Genomic DNA, 18,193 nt, shown 5'->3' with positions numbered 1-18,193 from the left:
AATTGCCATGACGCGTTTACAGGACAAGGTCGCTTTGATCACCGGAGGAGCTGCCGGAATAGGTTTGGAAACGGCGCGTCTGTTTCTAAGCGAGGGGGCTCGTGTTGTTCTTGTTGATCTGAATGAGGATGACCTTGAAAAGGCGGCCAATGACCTGACCGGACCTGTCTTGACGGTAGCGGCTGATGTATCCCGCGCTGAAGATACAGCGCGTTATGTGCGTGAAGCCATGGACAGGTTCGGCCGCATCGACGTGTTTTTTAATAATGCCGGCATCGAAGGCAAGGTGGCCCCGCTGGTCGATCAAAAGATCGACGATTTTGATCGTGTGATGGCGGTCAATGTGCGCGGTGCCTTTCTGGGCCTGCAGCACGTCTTGCCTGTTATGATCGCGCAAAAATCCGGCAGTATTATCAACATGTCCTCTATCGCCGGATTGAAAGGCAGCCCGAATGTAGCGCCCTACATCACGTCCAAACACGCGGTGGTCGGCTTGACCCGTGCGGCTGCTATCGAAGCGGCGCAAGACAATGTGCGGGTCAATTCCGTGCATCCATCGCCGGTGAACACCCGCATGATGCGCGCGCTTGAAGACGGGTTCAGCCCCGGACAAGGCGACGCTGTGAAAGATCAGCTGACGGCAGGCATTCCGCTGGGCCGCTACGGCGAAAGCGCGGATATTTCAGCGCTGGTGCTGTTTCTCGCTTCTGACGATGCGGCCTTTATCACGGGTGCGCAGTATCCGGTTGACGGTGGAATGGCCGCGGGCTGACCCGGTCGAAAAAGGTGACGCTTTATGGCGCAGACTTTGCAAACCAGCTCTTCGAGTTCCGAGCCCTCGGACGGGAGGGTTGTCGCCATACGCGGAGGTGTTGTCGACGTGGCCTTTTCCGGTGCCGCCCCGCGTATCTATGCCCGTGTGCAGACCGAAGGTATCACGATGGAGGTCGCCTCTATCGTGGGCGATGGCGTGGTGCGCTGCATCGCGCTTGGCCCGGTGCGCGGAATCGGACTTGGCGCGCGTGCGCGTGTCGACGCGGCGGGCATTGAGGTGCCGGTGGGCGAAGCTGTGCTGGGGCGGATGCTGAACATCTTTGGCGATCCTCTGGACGGGCAATCCCCGCCAGACGCTGTCGAGCGACGTCCCATTCATCAATCACCACCACAGCTGACCGACCGGTTGCTTCGGGCCGAGGTCATGGAGACCGGAATCAAGGCCATTGATCTGCTGTCCCCCATCGAGAAAGGCGGAAAAACAGGTTTGTTCGGCGGTGCGGGTGTGGGCAAAACGGTGCTGCTAAGCGAACTGATCCACAATACGGTAGAGCATCACAAAGGCGTTAGCCTGTTTTGTGGCATTGGCGAACGCTCTCGCGAGGCCGAGGAACTTTGGCGCGAGATGGGCGACGCCGGCGTTCGTGACCAGATGGTGATGTTGTTCGGCCAGATGAACGAAGCACCGGGCGTCAGGTTTCTGGTCGGACATTCCGCGCTGACCATGGCCGAGTATTTCCGCGATGACCGCGAACAGGATGTGCTGCTTTTGATTGATAACATCTTTCGCTTTGTGCAGGCCGGGTCAGAGGTGTCAGGGCTTCTTGGCCGCATGCCCAGCCGCGTTGGTTATCAGCCGACGCTGGCCACAGAGCTTGCGTCGCTTCAGGAACGCATCGCATCTACCCGCAAAGGGGCGATCACGGCGATCCAGGCGGTATATGTTCCGGCAGATGATTTCACCGATCCTGCGGCTGCGCATATTTTTTCGCACCTGTCGGCATCCGTTGTGCTGTCACGCAAGCGGGCAAGCGAAGGGCTCTACCCGGCGGTCGACCCACTGGCCTCGACCTCTGTGATGCTGACGCCGAATGTTGTGGGTCAGCGGCACTACGATATTGCCCGTGCCGTGCGCCGGACCTTGGCCGAATACGAGGATCTGCGCGATATCATTGCCATGCTTGGCATAGAGGAGTTGTCCGCGCATGACCGTGCGGTCGTGGCCCGCGCGCGCCGCCTTGAGCGGTTCTTGACCCAACCGTTCTTTACTGTCGACGCATCGGCGGGAACGTCTGGTAAGCTTGTGCCAGTCGCCGACACGTTGCATGGATGCGAAGCGATCCTGTCGCAGACCAGTTTCGACCATCCGGAAAGCGCCTATTACATGATCGGTCCGTTGTCAGACCTGACGGGGGCATTGGCATGACGACCGCGAACACAATGCACGTCACAGTGCGTTTGCCATCGGGAAGGCTTTTTGACGGGGCAGCGACACGTCTGCGCGGCGAAGCCTCTGATGGCAGTTTTGGCCTCCTGCCAAATCATATTGATTTCGTCACGGCGCTTGTGCCGTCGGTTTTGCTCATCACACAGGACGGGGGAGCCGAAAGATTCTTCGGGATCGATGAAGGACTTTTGGTCAAAAAGGGTCATAACGTTGAAATCTCGGTGCGACGCGGGGTCGAAACAAACGATCTGTCAGATTTGCAAGGCAGTGCCGCCGCCCGCTTTTCCGAGCTGGAGGATGAGGAACGTGCCGCCCGTGCCGCCCTGTCGCGGCTGGAGGCGGATATGGTGCGCCGTTTTGCATCACTGCGGGATAGGGCAGGATGACTGGCAAGAACGACAAATCCGCCGATGATATCGGTGACCGCGCCCGGCGGATGAAGGCGGCGCGCGATGATCCGGGGCCAAGCCCGCTGCGGGGTATCGGCACATTTGGCATGATCGGTTGGTCTGTCGCTGTGCCGACGGTGGCTGGCGTGTTTCTGGGGCTATGGCTTGATCGGGCCGCCCCGCAGACGTTTTCCTGGACCATCGCACTGCTTTTGGGCGGCGTGGTTTTGGGCGCGTTCATTGCGTGGAACTGGATAGAACGGGAAGGAGACGGAAAATGAATGGGATAGATTGGTCTGCTGTCCTGACCGGCATGGGCCTGGGCACCGTGACGAGCGCGCTGTTCTTCGCGGGCCTGGCATTTGGTCTGCGTATTGCCTTGCGTGGCACAAACCCGACGCCGATCCTTTTGTTGAGTGCTGCACTCAGGATCGCCGCGCTTTTGTTGGTTGGGCTTTGGGTGATCGGACAGGGGCTGCCGATGTTTGGTGGTTTTGCGCTCGCGTTTCTGAGTGTGCGTGTGGGGATCGTCATGATGGCGCGGCGCGGGATTTCTGAACCGGGGGCATCATGGAACTGACACCCGATACCAATATCGTGTTTGTGGTCTACGGCGTGCCCATCAACGCAACAATTCTTGGCACCTGGATCATCATGGCGGTGTTAACCGGCGTGTCCGCGCTGATCACCCGCAATCTGCGCGCCGATACGCCGCCGAACCGCTGGCGCACCGCTCTTGAGGTCATTGTAAATGGCATCGTCGATCAGATCGCCGAGATCACCGGACGCCATGATCCACGCATACTGTATTTCAGCGGCACCTTGTTCCTGTTCATTGTCACCGCCAATCTGTTGACGGTTGTACCGGGCTTTGACACGCCCACCGCGTCGCTCTCAACGACAGTTGCACTTGCGGTATCGGTGCTGATCGCTGTTCCCATGTTCGGTATCGGCAGTCGCGGTGTAATTGGCTATTTGAAAACCTACCTGCAGCCGTCGTTTGTGATGCTGCCATTTAACATTATCAGCGAAGTCTCGCGCGGCATATCATTGGCCATCCGCCTTTACGGAAATGTCATGTCAGGCGCGGTTATCGCCGCGATCCTGTTGGGTGTTGCTCCGTTCTTCTTTCCGGTCGTGATGGACATGCTGGGTCTGCTCACGGGTGTGATCCAGGCCTACATCTTCGCCATTCTTGCCACTGTCTACATCTCCTCGGCGACCGCAACGCCGCCCCCATCTGCAAAGGAGTCGTCATGACCGATCTTGCCATTATCGCTGCCATTTCAATCTTTACCGCTGGTTTGACCGTATCCCTTGGTGCCATCGGCCCTGCTCTGGGTGAGGGGCGCGCAGCGGCGCAGGCACTAAGCGCGATTGCGCAACAGCCTGATGCGGCATCGACCTTGTCGCGCACACTTTTTGTCAGCCTCGCGATGATCGAATCCACTGCGATCTACTGTTTTGTGGTGGCGATGATTTTGATTTTTGCCAACCCGTTCTGGGACGCCGCCCTTGAGGCGGCAGCGCAGGGCGCAGGAGGGTAAACCAATGTCCATCGACTGGATCACCGTTGCGGCCCAGATCGTCAACTTTCTTGTTCTGATCTGGTTGCTCAAGCGGTTCCTGTACCGGCCTATTCTTGACGGAATTACGGCGCGAGAGGCCGAGATTGCGACCCGAATGGGCGAAGCAGACATGGTGCGAAAGCAGTCAGAGGCGCGCGAAGCAGAGCTTAAAGCGCAAATCGCGGACTTGTCTGCCAGTCGTGCCGAGGTTCTGGAAACCGCGCGCCGTGAAGCCGAAAAAGAGCGTTCTGAACTGATTGCATCTGCGCAAGAGCGCGTGCGCAAGGAGCAGGCGGAACGGGATGCACGTCGTACCGACGAGGCGCAGCGCTTCAGCGCGGATCTTCACCGCAGCGGTGCGGAAGCCTTGCTGGCTTTGACGCGCAAGGCGCTGGCCGATCTGGCTGACGAAACCCTGGAGCATCGGATCGTGATGCATGCGGTCACACAGGTCAAGTCGATGCAGACAGAGTTGCGCGCGGCCTCGGGAGACGCCAGCAAATGCAGTGTTCTGACGCGTGATCCGATACCAGACACACTGAAAGCCAAATTGCGCGAAGAGCTTGCGCCGGTTCTTGGCGACTTGCCTCTGACATTCGAGGAAGATGCGTCATTGCCCTTTGGATTGACACTGCGGATTGGCGGCGCGCAGGTGGGCTGGACGATTGACAGTTATCTGAATGGTCTGGATGCGGCCCTGGATGCGCGGATCAAACAGACAGCATCGAAAGGCATGACCCATGCCGCATGACGCTTATTCAGGGCCGTCGACGCAAGATCTGGTGAGTGCGCTGCTGGATGTACCGGTGCCCGGACCCGAGGTCAGCGAACTGGGGCGGGTTGCCGAATTGGGCGATGGCATCGCCATTGTGACTGGAATGGCCAGGGCATTGGCCGATGAATTGCTTGAATTCGCTTCCGGAGTGTCAGGCATCGTGTTCGACCTTGAACCGGATCGGCTTGGCGTTGTCTTGCTTGGTCCATCGCACCTGATCCGTTTGGGCGAAGACGTGCGCCGCACCGGTCGAGTTGTTAGCGTGCCGGTCGGAAAAGCGCTGCTCGGCCGTGTGGTCGATGCCCTGGGGCAGCCCAGCGACGGGAGGGGACCGGTCGAGGCCGTCTCTATGGCCCCGATCGAGGCCGAGGCCCCAGATATCCTGTCGCGCACCCCGGTGGCGCGGTCGCTTGCGACGGGCCTCAAGGCTGTTGATGCGGCGGTGCCTGTTGGAAAGGGACAGCGCCAGCTGATCATCGGCGACAGGCAAACTGGCAAGACCTCTATCGCGGTTGATACAATCCTGAATCAACACGAGACAGACGTGGTGTGTATCTATTGCGCCATCGGACAGCGCGGCGATGCCGTGGCCAAGGTGATCGGGGCCATCCGTGACGGTGGTATGATGGAGCGCACCGCCATTTTGGTTGCCGGGGACGAAGACGCGCCCGGCCTTGCCTATATCGCCCCCTACGCGGCGATGTCCCTGGCCGAGAGCTTTGCCGTCGAAGGGCGCGATGTCGTGGTCATTATGGATGACCTGACGCATCATGCGCGCACCTATCGGGAATTGTCGTTGCTTTTACGACGTCCGCCCGGACGGGAGGCGTTTCCCGGTGATATTTTTTATGTCCATGCGCGGCTTTTGGAACGGGCAGGGCAATTCGTTGAAGGGCAAGGGTCGATCACGGCGCTCCCGGTTGTCGAGACGCAGGCAGAGAACCTATCGGCCTATATTCCAACAAACCTGATTTCGATCACTGATGGTCAGATCTACCTATCGCCCAAACTGGTGCGCACAAATCAGTTTCCGGCTGTCGATCTTGGGGTGTCTGTCAGCCGGGTTGGGGGCAAGGCGCAGGCGCGTGCCTTTCGTGCGGTTGCAGGCAACTTGCGCGTGACGCTGTCCCAATTCGAAGAGCTTGAGGAATTCGCCCGCTTCGGCACCCGGCTTGATCCGGACACCCGCGCAAGACTGGCGCGTGGGTCCGCAGTGCGCACGGCGCTGCGTCAGGCCGAACGAGACCCAATGCCTGCCACTGAGCAACTTGCTGTGCTTCTAGCAGCGATGGAGGGCTTGCTGGACGGGATGGATGAAAGCCGCGCACAGACTGCGGTTGCTGCAATTCGCGGCGTGGCCCGTACAGATGCCGGGCGTGAACTCGCGCAGGTGATTCAGCGCAACGAAGAGTTAAGCGATACCGTGCGCGCCCGAATTATTGACGCTGCGCGTGATGCGCTTGAACAGGTTGGGCAGGCTGATGGCTCAGACGCTTGAACGGCTGACCAATCGCACCGATACAATGCGCAGTCTGCGCAGCATTGTGCGCACGATGAAGACCATGTCAGCGATCAATGCCTTGCCCTATGAGCAGGCCGCACAGGCCATAGAGGCATATCGCGAAACGACGCTTTTGGGCTTCCACGCCTTTGTTCGGAACTACGGTCCATTGCCGCAGACATCCGCTATAGAGGCCCAGCCGATTGTGATTGTCTTTGGGTCAGATCATGGGCTTTGCGGGAATTACAATGAAATCGTAGCCGAAAAGGCAAAGCAGGTTCTCGACAGGTTGCACGTCCCGAAAGTAATCTGCATCGGAGCGCAGATGGAAGATGCCTTGTTCGGGCAGGGAATCTCACCGGAATCCACCCTGTTGCCCCCGGCGAATGCCGACGGATTGCAGCGCCTGTCTGGCCGTTTGATCGGTTTGCTTGATCAGATGCGCACGACAAGCCCGGCGCAGGATATTTCCGTAACTCTGGTATTCACCAAACGCGCGCCCCATGCGCAGCATCTGCAAGTGTCCAAGACATTGCTGCCGCTTGATCCCGAAATCGCTGCGGGATTTGCGGACAAACCCTGGAAATCACGCAGCCTGCCATATTTCAGCCTGCCACCGGATACCCTTTTGGCGGCGCTGATCCGAAGTTATCTGTTTGCTGAAATCTACGGCGCAGCCGCCGAGGCAATGGTGACTGAAAATGCGGCCCGTCTGGCGCGGATGCAACAGGCTGAACGTTCTGTCGATGACCAGCTGGAGGGCCTGACCGCAGAAATGCGATCCGTGCGCCAAAGCGAAATCACCACCGAGCTTTTGGATATCATCATCGGGTTCGAGGCGCTCAAGCCACGTGACAAACCGAAGCGCAAAAACCAGCAGCGAAACCCCGGCTGCGTCACGTCACAGCACCGTAAGCCGTGATGTCCGCCCCCGGTGACGATGGGATTGTCCCGCTGCTTGATCATTTTAGGATGGCAAACGCATCGCGCCAACGGGCAAACCGACACATCCAGTGACGCGCATCAACGGGTCTCGTCCCGGAAGGTTGTCAGAAAGGCCTCGGCATTGGTTCTGAGTGATGGGCCCAGATACCCGCCTTCCTGGATCAAAACGGTTGGCAGTGTCATGCCGGCAATCCGTCTGGCCATATCGGCAAAATCCGGTGCCTGCAGATTCACAGCCGCCAATGGGTCGTCTGCTGCCATGTCAAACCCAAGCGAGACAACCAATGCTTCGGCCCCAAAATCCCGGATCGCGGCGATCCCCCTGTCCAGCGCGGCCATCACCTCGGCAGGGCCATCGCCCATGTTCAGCACTTCGTTCCGGGTTGCACCTTTACCAGCGCCTTCACCGATCTCGTCTGCATAGCCAAGATAGAAGGTTGCATAGATCGCCGGGTCCGGATGCAGTGAGCAGAAGAACACATCGCCCCGGTCATAGAAGATATCAAGCGACCCATTGCCAGTGTGGACGTCCACATCCAATAGGGCGACCTTGTCCCATTTGCCCCGCATATGATGGGCCGCGATGCAGGCGTTGTTGTAAAAGCAGAACCCGTTGGAGCAGTCTTTCATTGCGTGATGTCCCGGAGGGCGGCTAAGGCCATAAGACGCGCGACTGCCATTCATCACATCTTGGGCAGCGGTGATGGCGGTTTGCGCGGACCAATACGCGGCCTCATAGGTGTCCTTGGTCAGTGGCGTTGACGTGTCCGTCATCCACCAACCCATTGCGCCATTGATATCCTTAGGACACCGACCCCGCCGCGTTCCGGGATGACGGGTTGGGATTGCCAAGGCCCCGTCTGGGGCATCGGCAATAAAGCGGTCATAGGCGTCGACAAAGAAATCGACATAATCCGGGTCATGCACAGCCTTGATCGGGGCAAGGCCGAAATCATCTGGCGTCTCCACGGGAAAGCCGTTGTCGAGCAGCATATCACGGATCAGGATCGCGCGCTGTGGCTGTTCCGGATGCGGCATCGGATGTCCACCGCGATAGTAGATGTCGGGTTTGTGGCCCAGCTGGCGTTTGTCGAAATAGGCTTTCATGGTGATGTCCTGTTGTGGTCAATAGCCGCTTTCTCTGTCGATTGCGGTTGTCGGGTGTTTGCCTTGCGCCATCTCGCGCACGGATTGGGCAAGGGCATCGGCCACCGCAACGGGCGAGGTGACGCTGGCTTCGTGCGGGGTGATGACGATGTCGGGATGGGTCCAGAACGGATGCGTTGGAGGCAGCGGTTCTTGCTGAAAAACGTCCAGTGACGCGCCGCTCAGGTGGTTTGCGTTCAGGGCGTCCAAAAGATCGTCTTCGATCAGGTGTTCTCCGCGCCCCAACTGGATCAGGGCAGCCCCCTGCGGCATAGCCCAGAACAGGTTTTTGTTCAGCACACCGCGTGTTTCATCCGTCAACGGCAGCACGTTGATCAGAATGTCGGAGTGCGCGGCAACCTTTTGCACGGCGTCTGCCCCGGCAATGCGGGTGATCCCGTCTTGCGCAGCACCGGCGCTGCGGGTCGCGACCACGACGGGAAAGCCCATGGCGCGCACCGCATTCGCGATGGCGCGGCCCATGTAACCATAACCCAGAATGCCAATCGTAACCTGCGACGGTGGGCGCAATGTCTTGATCAGTTTGCGCGTCCATTCAGATCGGCGTGCCGCGTCAAGATAGGCTTTCATGTTGCGATGATGCCAAACCACCTGCCACGCGGTAAAGCCCGCCATGATCGCGGCCTGTTCCGGGTCATGCACACGGGTCACCACCGCGTCTTTGGGAAGGCTTGGTGTGCGCAGGACCGGATCAACGCCCGCTGCGATGACTTGCACCAGTTCGAGGTTTGGATAGGCGTCAAACGCATCGGGCGCAGGGCGCCACGCCAGTGCAAAACGGATGTTTTCCGGGTCTGTTACGTCTGATGGTTTAAGCAGGCGCAGGTCCGGGATGCCTGCCACGGCATCGCCAAAAATCTCAGGCAAATCAAGTTGATCACACAGGTAGACGCCCTCGATCGGCCGCATTGCGACATTCATACAGATGCCCCTTGTGCCACCAGTGCCGCCTCATGATCTTTACCGGGGATCGCGTCAAGCAAGGACTGCGTGTAGTCGGTTTGTGGATTGCCCAGAACCTGCGCAGATGGGCCGAATTCGACCATCTTACCGCGTTGCATCACGATGATACGGTCACAGACCTGGGCGGCGACACGCAGATCGTGGGTGATAAAGATCATCGACAGGTTCAGGCGATCCTTGAGGTCTGCCAGCAGGTCAAGAACCTGCGCCTGAATGGACACGTCCAGTGCTGACACGGCTTCATCGGCGATGATCACCTCTGGATCAAGCGCCAGCGCGCGCGCAATGCCGACGCGCTGACGCTGGCCGCCGGAAAACTCGTGCGGAAAGCGGGCCATGGCCGATGGATCAAGACCAACCAGTGTGAGCAGTTCCTCTGCCTTCGCGCGGGCGACGGTTTTGTCCGTGCCGTAGGCGATCAGTCCTTCGGTCAGGATCGTACCGATCCGCGCGCGTGGATTGAGGGACGAAAACGGGTCTTGAAAGATCATCTGAATACGCCGCCGATGCTGGCGCAATTCCTGCCCTTTGATCTGTGAGATATCCTGCCCGTTGATGCGCACCACACCGCTTTGCGGCGTCAGCAAACGCACAAGGCAGCGGCCAAGGGTCGATTTTCCTGACCCGCTTTCACCAACGATGCCGATGGTCTCACCTTGGTAAAGATCGAAGGTCGCGTTTTGCACCGCTTTGACCACGCGTGGTTTCTTAAACAGCCCGCCGGTGCGTGACGTGAAGGTCATGTTCAGATCACGCACGCTCAGGATCGGGTCGTTTCCTTGTTCGGCACTCTCGCGGAAACTTAGCTTTGGGATCGCGTCCAAAAGCGCGCGCGTGTACGGGTGTTCCGGGTTCAAAAGAACTGTATCGGCAACCCCGGCCTCAACCACTTTGCCGTGCTGCATCACGATCACGCGGTCTGCGATGTCGGCCACGACGCCAAAGTCATGCGTGATGAACAGCACCGCCATGCCATGGGTGCGCCGCAGGTTTTCGATCAGGTCGAGGATCTGCGCCTGTGTCGTCACGTCCAGAGCCGTCGTCGGTTCATCCGCGATCAGGATCTTCGGCTCAAGCGCCAGTGCCATAGCGATGACAACGCGTTGTCTTTGACCCCCCGAAAGCTGGAACGGATACGCCCGGATCGTCTGTTCCGGGTCAGGCAGACCCACTTCGTGCAGCAATTCAAGCGCGCGTTTCCGACGCTCAGCCGGGGTCAGCAGGCCATGCGCCTCAAACACCTCTGCAATCTGATCGCCGATACGCATCAGCGGGTTCAGCGCGCTAAGCGGTTCCTGAAAGATCATCGAAATATCAGCACCCCGCAGCGCCAGCATTTCCGCTTCAGACAGGGTTAACAGATCACGGTCTTCGAACAGGATTGAGCCGTCAGAAGGCGCAACGCCTTCGGGCAACAAGCCCATCAGCGCGTTGGCTGACATGGATTTGCCCGATCCGCTTTCGCCGACAATGCACAGGATTTCGCCCTTATCGAGGGTGAAGGACACGTCCTCAACCGCCAATTCCCGATCCGCCCCTTTTGGCAGCGCGATGGACAGGTTGTTGATCGACAGCAGACTCATGAGGTGCGCTTTCGCAGGCGCGGATTGAGCGCGTCGTTCAACCCTTCGCCGATCAGGTTCAGTGCAAGCACCGTCAGCAAAATAGCAATGCCCGGAATAAAACTCAGCCACCAGGCAGTGCGCAACACCGTGCGCGCGGCCCCGATCATGTAGCCCCAGGACATGACGTTCGGATCGCCAAGGCCAAGAAACGACAGAGAGCTTTCCAGCAGGATCGCGGTCGCGACCATAAGCGAGGCCAGAACGATGATCGGGGGTAGGGCATTGGGCAGCACCTGCCGCAGAATGATGCGCAGATTGCTTTGGCCCGACAGCGTCGCAGCTTCGACAAATTCGCGGTTGCGCAAGGATAGCACCTCGCCCCTGACCAAACGCGCGACTGGCGGCCACGAGACGATCGCAATCGCCAGGATCACGTAAGCCAGTGTGGGCTGGAAGATGGCAAGCAAGACGATAGCCAAGGCAAAGCTTGGGATGGTCTGAAAGAACTCGGTAAAGCGCATAAGCGCGTCATCGACCAAGCCGCCATAGTAGCCCGCGAGTGCGCCGATTGGGATGCCGATAGCCAGAGCCACTACAGTCGAGACCAGCCCCACCAGAAGCGATACGCGCGCGCCGTGGAACAGGCCCGACAGCACATCACGGCCCAATGCATCAGTTCCAAGTGGCAGGTTGCCCATCTCGAACGGGGGCAGAAACGGGCGTTGCACCATAGACCATGGGCTGCGCGGGAACAGGAAGGGGGCGGCAATTGCACAGGCGATAACTATGGCAAGGATTACCAAGCCAATCACAGCGCCCCGGTTTTGGCGGTATCGCATCCAGAACCCGCTCATTGTTTTAACCGGATGCGCGGATCAACGATGCCGTAAAGAATATCGGTGATCAGGTTGAAAAGAAGCACCATCGCCGCAGACACGAAAAACACGCCAAGTATCACATTGTAATCACGCTGGCTGATGGCTTCGAACATGAGGCGCCCAATTCCGGGCCATGCAAAAACGGTCTCGGTCAGGACCGCACCGCCCACGATTTGCCCTGCTTGCAGACCCGCCAATGTGATCACTGGCAAAAGCGCATTGCGCAGAACATGGCGGCGCTGGATGACCGAATTGCGCAATCCTTTGGCGCGCGCGGTTTTCACAAAATCAAGGCGCGACACCTCAAGCATCGACGCGCGGGTCATGCGCATGTAGATCGCGGTAAAGAACAGGCCAAGCGTGGTCGCGGGCAGGATCAGGTGTTTGCCGATGTCCAGCACGCGGTCAATCCCGGTGTAATTCGCGCCGATGGTTTCGTACCCAAAACCGGGCAACCATCCCAGCACGACGGAAAACAGCAGCGACGCCATGAGCGCAACCCAAAAGAGCGGTGTTGCGTAGAACAAAAGGGCCAAGGTCGAGATTAGCGTGTCCCACCACGTTCCTTGCGCCTGAGCGGCCAGCACGCCTGCAGCAACACCGATGATGATCGAGATGACAAAGGCGGTCGCAGTCAGCAAAAGCGTGGCAGGCAAGCGATCCCAGATCAGGTCTGCCACAGGCATTTGCTGGCGGTAGGAAAAGCCCAGATCAAGCTGCACCGCACCTTTCATGTAATTGAACAACTGCACATGAAATGGCTGGTCCAGACCAAATCGTTCGCGCAGGTCTTGCAGAAACTTCTCGTCCGCCGCGCCTGCCTCGCCCGCCATAACCGCCGCCGGATCGCCGGGGGCTGCGTGGATCAGCACGAAATTCAGCACGAGGATCGCCAGCAATATGAAAACGGCCTTCACAAGCCGCGCTGCGATAAAGCCAAGCACTTGCTACCTCTGGGGTTTGTCGTTGAAATGCCGCCGCATCTTTCAAGGCGCGACGGCGAGGATCAGATCAGTTCTGCACCAGCCACGCGTCGCGCAGCCCGTCATTTACGCCAATTGCTGTGCTGACCGGGTTCTTCAGGTCGCAACGGTAGATCGTCGGGAACTCAAGTTCGAGCAGCCAAGCAAGCGGAACATCCTCGACAATGATATTCTGGGCTTGCGTATACAGCTCCTGGCGCTTTTCGTCCGAGGCTTGAATGGCCGCCTCTGCGAACAGTGCGTCAACCTCTTCGTTCACATAGCCCGCAACGTTGTTCCAGGGGCTGCCCTTGGCGATGTTGCTTGAAATATAGGTTCGCGCCACGCCGAGGGCCGGATCGCCGTACTGGTAAAGGTAGGTGAAGGCGAGGTCGAAATCCCAATCGCCTGTGCGTTGGTTCCAGCCTGCCACATCTGTTGCGACGATCTCGGAATTGATGCCGACTTCGGCAAGGTTCTGACGTGTTGCTTCGGCCCAGCGTTGCCATGTCTCGCCATAGGGCAGGGGCAGGATTTGCAAGGTTTCGCCGTCATAGCCAGACTGGGCAAGGAACTCCTTTGCCTTTTCGGGGTCATAGGAAATATCCGGCGTGTTTCCATCATGGAAGCGCGTGACCGAGCTGACGGGACCAGTGGCAAGGTTGCCGTTGCCGTTCCAAAGCGCATCCCGCGCAAATTCGCGGTCCAGCGCATGCATCACGGCCTTGCGCAGGTTTTTGTCGGTCATCGGACCTTCGTGCAGGTTCATCCACATCCAAGAATGGGGGCCAAAGAACTCCCAACCGGCGTTGGTGGTGCAAACGTTGTCCATCGCCGTCAGGCGCGGGATGTCGAAGTTTTCGACCGATCCCCCGGGCAACAGATCAACCCGCCCCGTTTCAAATGCGACAGCGCGCGATGCGGCGTCGGGGATCACCTGATAGTAGATTTCGTCAAGGTAGGGCAGGCCGTCGATGTAATAGTCTTCGTTCTTGACCAGATGAATATAGCTGCCGCGCTCCCATTCCTGGAACTTGAAAGGCCCGGTGCCAATGGGTGTGTTGTTCGCCGGGTTGTTGGCAAAGTCCGTGCCTTCGTAGATGTGCTTGGGGATCATCGGCATGGTGCCGGTTTCAAAAATCCCAAGGAACGGTCCAAAGGGTTGTTTGAGGTTAAAGACAACTGTGTGATCATCGGGCGCTTCGATACTGTCAACATGCACGAGGGAGGCCCTCAGGCGGGCATGTGTTTCGCGCAGAAAGGTGTCGACCGAGAACACCACATCAGCCGAGGTGAACGGCTCACCATCATGCCACAGGACATTCTCATGCAGCTTGAACGTATAGGTCAGCCCGTCCTCAGACACCTCCCATTCCCGCGCGAGAGACGGCATCGGGTTAAGATCAGTGTCGTAGCGCAACAGACTTTCGTAGATCTGCCCGGCGACCATCTGCGTTGGGCCGTTCTGGATCAGGCCAAGCATCAAACCGGGGGGTTCGGGCTGGATAACAGCGTTGAGTGTGCCGCCTGAAACCGGCTCTTCGGCGGCAAGGGCCGAGGCCAGCGTCATGGCGGCAACTGTTGTCATGATCTTAAAGGCTTTCATACAAGGTCTCCCTGTTGGTGGAGGTGAAACATCCAGCCCGCCTTATTGTGACAGGTCCGGATAGAGCTTGAGCGCAAGGCGCAGATACGCCTCCCACTCGGGGTCGGGCACGGCGGGATTGCCGCGCTCTTTGGTGGCGTCGTCATATTGCTGCGCCGTAAATTCGGCGAGGTCATTGGACACGTGGTTCAACTCTGCTCCCGAGGACATCAGCGCAACCTGCGCCTTGCAGGTGCGTTCGAGGTTATACATCAGGGTAAACGCCTCACCCACGGTTCCGCCGCAGGTCAAAAGCCCGTGGTTGCGCAGGATCATCACCTTGGCGTCGCCCAGATCGCCAACAAGGCGTTCGCGCTCTGCCAGATCAAGCGCGATGCCTTCGTAATCGTGAAACGCGACACGATTGTAAAACTGCATCGACCATTGGTTCAGAGGCAAGATTCCGTCGCGCATCGACGCCACGGCGACACCGGCAACCGTGTGGGTGTGCAGCACGCAATCAATGTCGGGGCGGGCGGCATGCACCGCGCTGTGAATGGTGAAACCGGCGGCGTTGATGCCTTGACCGTAGTCATCGCGGATAATGTTGCCATCCAGATCAACCGCCACGAGGTTGGACGCGGTCACTTCGTCAAACCGCAGCCCAAATGGGTTGATGAGAAACCCGTGCTCTGCTTCGTCTTTGGGCGCACGGGCCGAAATATGCGTGAAAATACTATCATCCAGCCCGAAATGCGCGACAAGCCTGTACGCGGCGGCCAGATGTAACCTCTGGGTTGGAACGCTGTCGATTGAATCATGTTTCATACGTTTTTACCCCTCTGAAACCTTACCGATCTGGCGGTCCTGTGTCGCGCACCGTCTGGAAAGCCTAACAACGGTTCCGGTTTGCAGGAAATAGAAAATTTCAAAACCGGCCGACGGCATTCTTTTGTGAGCGGCGACGCAGACGTCATCAGGCCGCGGCACCGTCAAAATGCTGTGCGCGCAATTGTGCGATTTGCGTTAGCATCGCGGCTTTGGCCGAAGCGATATCAGCTTGCATGGCCTGTCGCGCCGCATCCGGATCGCGCCGTAACATGGCATCCAAAAGCTGCGCGTGGTGCAGGTTCAACCCTGCAGGTTCGGTGTCGTAATAGCAGGCGATGAGCGGCCCCATCTGCAACCACAGCCCTCGGAGGATTTTCTGTAAATGTGGCATGCCGGCGATGGTGCTCAGGGCAAGGTGAAATTCTTGATTGCCTTCGGTGGCCAGACCCCAGTGCCGCCGGGAAAGCGCTTTGTCGTTCCGGTCAAGCAGACGTTGTAAATCGCGGATCTGTGTCTGGGTCGCCTGTTCGGCCGCGCGTTCTGCCGCCAGCCCTTCCAAAGACAATCGGATATCAAGGATTTCAAGATAGCTGCGTTCTGTCAGCACCGGCACGCGCACGTCCTTCGACGATCGCATCTCAAGCACTTCGTCATGTGTCATTTGCTTGACCGCGTCGCGAACAGGGGTCGAACTCACGCCCAGTTGTTCGGCCAGACCGCGAATGGTCAGCTTGTCATTCGGGCGCATCTGCCCGGTCAAAAGCGCCTTGGCGATGCGGTCATAAACCTGTTGGCCAAGCGGGGTTTGTCCGATGGATTGCACGGAACCTGCGACCTCTCACACGAAAATTTTGATGTATGATGCATCAAAATCTCTTGCCACACCAGATCATATGCGATTAGCGTTTTCGCGACTGATCCCTTCCTTTTCGTGAAAGAGGCCCCCATGGACCTGCGCCCCAATTCCGACGAAGCCCGCGACATCGCTTATCACTTCCACGGCTACACGAATGCGCGCATTCACGAGGAACAAGGCCCGATGATCATGGATCGGGGCGAGGGCGTGTATGTGTTCGACACCGCAGGCAACCGCTATATCGAGGGGATGGCGGGGCTGTGGTCGGTTGCTGTCGGGTTTAACGAAAAGCGTCTTATCAACGCGGCAACAACGCAGATGCAGAGGCTGCCATATTACCACAACTTTGCCCACCGGTCACATGGGCCCGCGATTGATCTTGCCGAAAAGCTGATCGAACTGGCCCCCGTTCCGATGAGCAAGGTGTTTTTTACCAATTCCGGGTCCGAGGCGAATGACACGATCCTCAAGATGATCTGGTACCGGTCGAACGCGCTGGGCAAGCCGGAAAAGAAAAAGGTGATCTCGCGGATTCGCGGCTATCATGGCGTGACCATTGCATCGGCCTCGATGACGGGGTTGCCGTATAATCACAAATCCTTCGACCTGCCGATTGATGGCGTGCTGCACACCACCTGCCCGCATTATTGGCGTGAAGGGCAAGAGGGCGAGAGCGAAGAAGAGTTCGCGACCCGCTGCGCCGAAGATCTTGACGCGATGATCCAGGCTGAAGGGCCAGATACAATTGCCGCCTTTATTGCGGAACCTGTCATGGGGGCGGGCGGCGTTGTTGTGCCGCCCAACACCTATTGGCAGAAAATACAGGCGGTGCTTGGGAAATATGATATCCTGCTGATCGCGGACGAGGTCATTTGCGGATTTGGTCGAACCGGCAGGATGTTCGGGTCTGAGACCTTTGGCATAAAGCCCGACATTATCACCATGTCCAAGCAGATCACATCGTCCTATTTCCCGTTTTCGGCCTTCATGATGACCGAGGATGTCTATGCCCCGATCGCAGACGAATCCGGGCGGATCGGCGTTCTGGGCCACGGGTACACCGCCGGGGCGCATCCTGTTGGTGCAGCGGTGGCGTTGGAGAACCTAAAAATCATTCAAGAGCGCGATTTGGTCATCAACGCAGCCGAGCGCGGGGCCGAATTGCAAGCGGGTCTTGCCAAGTTTGTCGATCATCCGCTGGTTGGCGAAGCGCGCGGGATCGGCCTGATTGCAGCGCTTGAAATCATCGCGCCAAATGGTCGCGCGGATGACTTCAAGCCCGGACAGTTGGGCGCGTTGATGAACAAGCATTTCCTCAAAAACGGTCTTGTGTCGCGGAATATGATGGACGCCATGGCGTTTTGCCCGCCACTTATCATCACCTCGAAAGAGATATCGGACGTTTTGAATGTGGTTGAAAAAAGCCTCGAAGGTTTTGCAGCAGAGATGGCGGTTTAGGCATCCCTTGATCGGTTTGATGCTTACATACGCCAATCTGGCTGTATAACGCGGCGCATTGAGCTTTAGGGAACAAATCACTTTAAGGAAAACGCAATAGCGTTGCGGTATTTTGCAGTTTTGCATACATCAAAGCCTGTCTTTCGCAAAACAGCTTTATCCGGCTGCAAGACCGTGTTTTGCGGTATAAGCTATTCAAAATAACACGGTATTGGGTACAGAAATATGACTACGATCAGACTTGTCGCGTTGGGCTTGATAATGGGGCTGGCGGGCTGTGAAACACAGCCGGGATCAACCGGATCTGCCGGACAATCGATGTCTTTCTCGCCATTGCCAGAGCAAGTGCTGGCCATTGCGGCACCCAATCAAAACCTTGGGGCCGCACGATTGGACCCTGCAGATGGGTGCTATTGGTATCGCTACACCGGCCCGGTGGAAACAACATGGCTGCCTTTGCGCACTGTTGGTGGAAATCCAATCTGCGCGCGACAGCCTGAAATCTGATCCGGGCGGATGTGCGCATGAG

20 protein-coding genes are annotated in these 18,193 nt (G+C 58.2%); 12 read left to right on the top strand and 8 right to left on the bottom strand.

Annotated features, from left to right (window positions below; genetic code table 11):
• Positions 1-7 precede the first annotated feature (7 nt).
• The 10 genes from ACG74X_RS00720 to ACG74X_RS00675 are packed head-to-tail and all read left to right on the top strand — an operon-like array spanning position 8 to position 7,376.
• Entirely contained in the window at positions 8-772 is a 765-nt protein-coding gene (locus ACG74X_RS00720) for an SDR family NAD(P)-dependent oxidoreductase (protein ID WP_411231994.1), read from the top strand.
• A 24-nt stretch (positions 773-796) separates the two neighbouring features.
• On the top strand, positions 797-2,200 hold the full coding sequence (atpD, locus tag ACG74X_RS00715; protein ID WP_411231992.1) for a F0F1 ATP synthase subunit beta: 1,404 nt from the start codon (positions 797-799) through the stop codon (positions 2,198-2,200).
• A complete protein-coding gene (locus ACG74X_RS00710) occupies positions 2,197-2,607 on the top strand; it encodes an ATPase (protein ID WP_411231991.1) in 411 nt (136 codons plus the stop codon). Before atpD ends, ACG74X_RS00710 begins: the two co-directional genes overlap by 4 nt.
• Positions 2,604-2,891, top strand: a complete 288-nt coding sequence (locus ACG74X_RS00705) for an AtpZ/AtpI family protein (RefSeq protein WP_411231990.1) — start codon at positions 2,604-2,606, stop codon at positions 2,889-2,891. The genes ACG74X_RS00710 and ACG74X_RS00705 overlap by 4 nt, the downstream gene beginning before the upstream one ends.
• Complete coding sequence (locus ACG74X_RS00700) at positions 2,888-3,190, top strand: ATP synthase subunit AtpR (RefSeq protein ID WP_411231989.1); 303 nt, start codon at positions 2,888-2,890, stop codon at positions 3,188-3,190. Before ACG74X_RS00705 ends, ACG74X_RS00700 begins: the two co-directional genes overlap by 4 nt.
• Positions 3,181-3,870, top strand: coding sequence for a F0F1 ATP synthase subunit A (locus tag ACG74X_RS00695; RefSeq protein ID WP_411231987.1), 690 nt, complete (start codon positions 3,181-3,183; stop codon positions 3,868-3,870). The genes ACG74X_RS00700 and ACG74X_RS00695 overlap by 10 nt, the downstream gene beginning before the upstream one ends.
• Entirely contained in the window at positions 3,867-4,157 is a 291-nt protein-coding gene (locus ACG74X_RS00690; protein WP_411231985.1) for a F0F1 ATP synthase subunit C, read from the top strand. Before ACG74X_RS00695 ends, ACG74X_RS00690 begins: the two co-directional genes overlap by 4 nt.
• A 4-nt stretch (positions 4,158-4,161) precedes the next feature.
• Positions 4,162-4,929, top strand: coding sequence for a F0F1 ATP synthase subunit B (locus tag ACG74X_RS00685; protein ID WP_411231984.1), 768 nt, complete (start codon positions 4,162-4,164; stop codon positions 4,927-4,929).
• The gene (locus ACG74X_RS00680; RefSeq protein WP_411231982.1) at positions 4,919-6,451 is read left to right on the top strand and encodes a F0F1 ATP synthase subunit alpha; all 1,533 of its coding nucleotides are present in this window, start codon (positions 4,919-4,921) and stop codon (positions 6,449-6,451) included. The genes ACG74X_RS00685 and ACG74X_RS00680 overlap by 11 nt, the downstream gene beginning before the upstream one ends.
• Complete coding sequence (locus ACG74X_RS00675) at positions 6,435-7,376, top strand: FoF1 ATP synthase subunit gamma (protein ID WP_411231980.1); 942 nt, start codon at positions 6,435-6,437, stop codon at positions 7,374-7,376. Before ACG74X_RS00680 ends, ACG74X_RS00675 begins: the two co-directional genes overlap by 17 nt.
• Positions 7,377-7,477: 101 nt before the next feature.
• Here ACG74X_RS00675 and ACG74X_RS00670 read toward each other — a convergent pair whose 3' ends face one another.
• From ACG74X_RS00670 to ACG74X_RS00635, 8 genes are all read right to left on the bottom strand, one after another.
• Positions 7,478-8,506: a histone deacetylase family protein gene (locus ACG74X_RS00670; protein ID WP_411231979.1), complete on the bottom strand. Its 1,029-nt coding sequence runs from the start codon at positions 8,504-8,506 to the stop codon at positions 7,478-7,480.
• A gap of 18 nt (positions 8,507-8,524) precedes the next feature.
• Complete coding sequence (locus ACG74X_RS00665; protein WP_411231977.1) at positions 8,525-9,487, bottom strand: 2-hydroxyacid dehydrogenase; 963 nt, start codon at positions 9,485-9,487, stop codon at positions 8,525-8,527.
• Complete coding sequence (locus ACG74X_RS00660; RefSeq protein WP_411231975.1) at positions 9,484-11,112, bottom strand: ABC transporter ATP-binding protein; 1,629 nt, start codon at positions 11,110-11,112, stop codon at positions 9,484-9,486. Before ACG74X_RS00660 ends, ACG74X_RS00665 begins: the two co-directional genes overlap by 4 nt.
• Positions 11,109-11,948, bottom strand: a complete 840-nt coding sequence (locus ACG74X_RS00655) for an ABC transporter permease (RefSeq protein WP_411231973.1) — start codon at positions 11,946-11,948, stop codon at positions 11,109-11,111. The genes ACG74X_RS00660 and ACG74X_RS00655 overlap by 4 nt, the downstream gene beginning before the upstream one ends.
• Positions 11,945-12,916, bottom strand: coding sequence for an ABC transporter permease (locus ACG74X_RS00650; protein ID WP_411231971.1), 972 nt, complete (start codon positions 12,914-12,916; stop codon positions 11,945-11,947). Before ACG74X_RS00650 ends, ACG74X_RS00655 begins: the two co-directional genes overlap by 4 nt.
• Before the next feature lie 67 nt (positions 12,917-12,983).
• Positions 12,984-14,540 (bottom strand): ABC transporter substrate-binding protein, encoded by a 1,557-nt coding sequence (locus ACG74X_RS00645; RefSeq protein WP_411231970.1) that lies wholly within the window; start codon positions 14,538-14,540, stop codon positions 12,984-12,986.
• Between the two features lie 42 nt (positions 14,541-14,582).
• The gene (locus ACG74X_RS00640) at positions 14,583-15,347 is read right to left on the bottom strand and encodes a class II aldolase/adducin family protein (protein ID WP_411231969.1); all 765 of its coding nucleotides are present in this window, start codon (positions 15,345-15,347) and stop codon (positions 14,583-14,585) included.
• 148 nt (positions 15,348-15,495) lie between these two features.
• The gene (locus ACG74X_RS00635) at positions 15,496-16,173 is read right to left on the bottom strand and encodes a GntR family transcriptional regulator (protein ID WP_411231967.1); all 678 of its coding nucleotides are present in this window, start codon (positions 16,171-16,173) and stop codon (positions 15,496-15,498) included.
• Positions 16,174-16,296: 123 nt separating this feature from the next.
• Here ACG74X_RS00635 and ACG74X_RS00630 point away from each other — a divergent pair, with 123 nt between their 5' ends.
• Together ACG74X_RS00630 and ACG74X_RS00625 are read left to right on the top strand one after the other, a co-directional pair.
• Positions 16,297-17,664, top strand: a complete 1,368-nt coding sequence (locus tag ACG74X_RS00630; RefSeq protein WP_411231966.1) for an aspartate aminotransferase family protein — start codon at positions 16,297-16,299, stop codon at positions 17,662-17,664.
• Between the two features lie 225 nt (positions 17,665-17,889).
• Positions 17,890-18,171 carry a hypothetical protein gene (locus ACG74X_RS00625; protein ID WP_411231965.1) on the top strand — a complete coding sequence of 94 codons (282 nt, stop codon included), beginning with the start codon at positions 17,890-17,892 and terminating at the stop codon, positions 18,169-18,171.
• Positions 18,172-18,193 lie beyond the last annotated feature (22 nt).

This window comes from Marivita sp. S0852, assembly GCF_046591575.1.
GTDB lineage: Bacteria > Pseudomonadota > Alphaproteobacteria > Rhodobacterales > Rhodobacteraceae > Marivita.
Note: the sequence above shows the minus strand (reverse complement) of the source record. Positions and strands in the feature narration are given on the sequence as shown.

What these genes read in the sequence shown, in the direction of transcription:
- ACG74X_RS00720 (WP_411231994.1), top strand. Translation starts at nt 8, where the DNA reads ATGACGCGTTTACAGGACAAGGTCGCTTTGATCACCGGAGGAGCTGCC.
- atpD (WP_411231992.1), top strand. Translation starts at nt 797, where the DNA reads ATGGCGCAGACTTTGCAAACCAGCTCTTCGAGTTCCGAGCCCTCGGAC.
- ACG74X_RS00710 (WP_411231991.1), top strand. Translation starts at nt 2,197, where the DNA reads ATGACGACCGCGAACACAATGCACGTCACAGTGCGTTTGCCATCGGGA.
- ACG74X_RS00705 (WP_411231990.1), top strand. Translation starts at nt 2,604, where the DNA reads ATGACTGGCAAGAACGACAAATCCGCCGATGATATCGGTGACCGCGCC.
- ACG74X_RS00700 (WP_411231989.1), top strand. Translation starts at nt 2,888, where the DNA reads ATGAATGGGATAGATTGGTCTGCTGTCCTGACCGGCATGGGCCTGGGC.
- ACG74X_RS00695 (WP_411231987.1), top strand. Translation starts at nt 3,181, where the DNA reads ATGGAACTGACACCCGATACCAATATCGTGTTTGTGGTCTACGGCGTG.
- ACG74X_RS00690 (WP_411231985.1), top strand. Translation starts at nt 3,867, where the DNA reads ATGACCGATCTTGCCATTATCGCTGCCATTTCAATCTTTACCGCTGGT.
- ACG74X_RS00685 (WP_411231984.1), top strand. Translation starts at nt 4,162, where the DNA reads ATGTCCATCGACTGGATCACCGTTGCGGCCCAGATCGTCAACTTTCTT.
- ACG74X_RS00680 (WP_411231982.1), top strand. Translation starts at nt 4,919, where the DNA reads ATGCCGCATGACGCTTATTCAGGGCCGTCGACGCAAGATCTGGTGAGT.
- ACG74X_RS00675 (WP_411231980.1), top strand. Translation starts at nt 6,435, where the DNA reads ATGGCTCAGACGCTTGAACGGCTGACCAATCGCACCGATACAATGCGC.
- ACG74X_RS00670 (WP_411231979.1), bottom strand. Translation starts at nt 8,506, where the DNA reads ATGAAAGCCTATTTCGACAAACGCCAGCTGGGCCACAAACCCGACATC.
- ACG74X_RS00665 (WP_411231977.1), bottom strand. Translation starts at nt 9,487, where the DNA reads ATGAATGTCGCAATGCGGCCGATCGAGGGCGTCTACCTGTGTGATCAA.
- ACG74X_RS00660 (WP_411231975.1), bottom strand. Translation starts at nt 11,112, where the DNA reads ATGAGTCTGCTGTCGATCAACAACCTGTCCATCGCGCTGCCAAAAGGG.
- ACG74X_RS00655 (WP_411231973.1), bottom strand. Translation starts at nt 11,948, where the DNA reads ATGAGCGGGTTCTGGATGCGATACCGCCAAAACCGGGGCGCTGTGATT.
- ACG74X_RS00645 (WP_411231970.1), bottom strand. Translation starts at nt 14,540, where the DNA reads ATGAAAGCCTTTAAGATCATGACAACAGTTGCCGCCATGACGCTGGCC.
- ACG74X_RS00640 (WP_411231969.1), bottom strand. Translation starts at nt 15,347, where the DNA reads ATGAAACATGATTCAATCGACAGCGTTCCAACCCAGAGGTTACATCTG.
- ACG74X_RS00630 (WP_411231966.1), top strand. Translation starts at nt 16,297, where the DNA reads ATGGACCTGCGCCCCAATTCCGACGAAGCCCGCGACATCGCTTATCAC.
- ACG74X_RS00625 (WP_411231965.1), top strand. Translation starts at nt 17,890, where the DNA reads ATGACTACGATCAGACTTGTCGCGTTGGGCTTGATAATGGGGCTGGCG.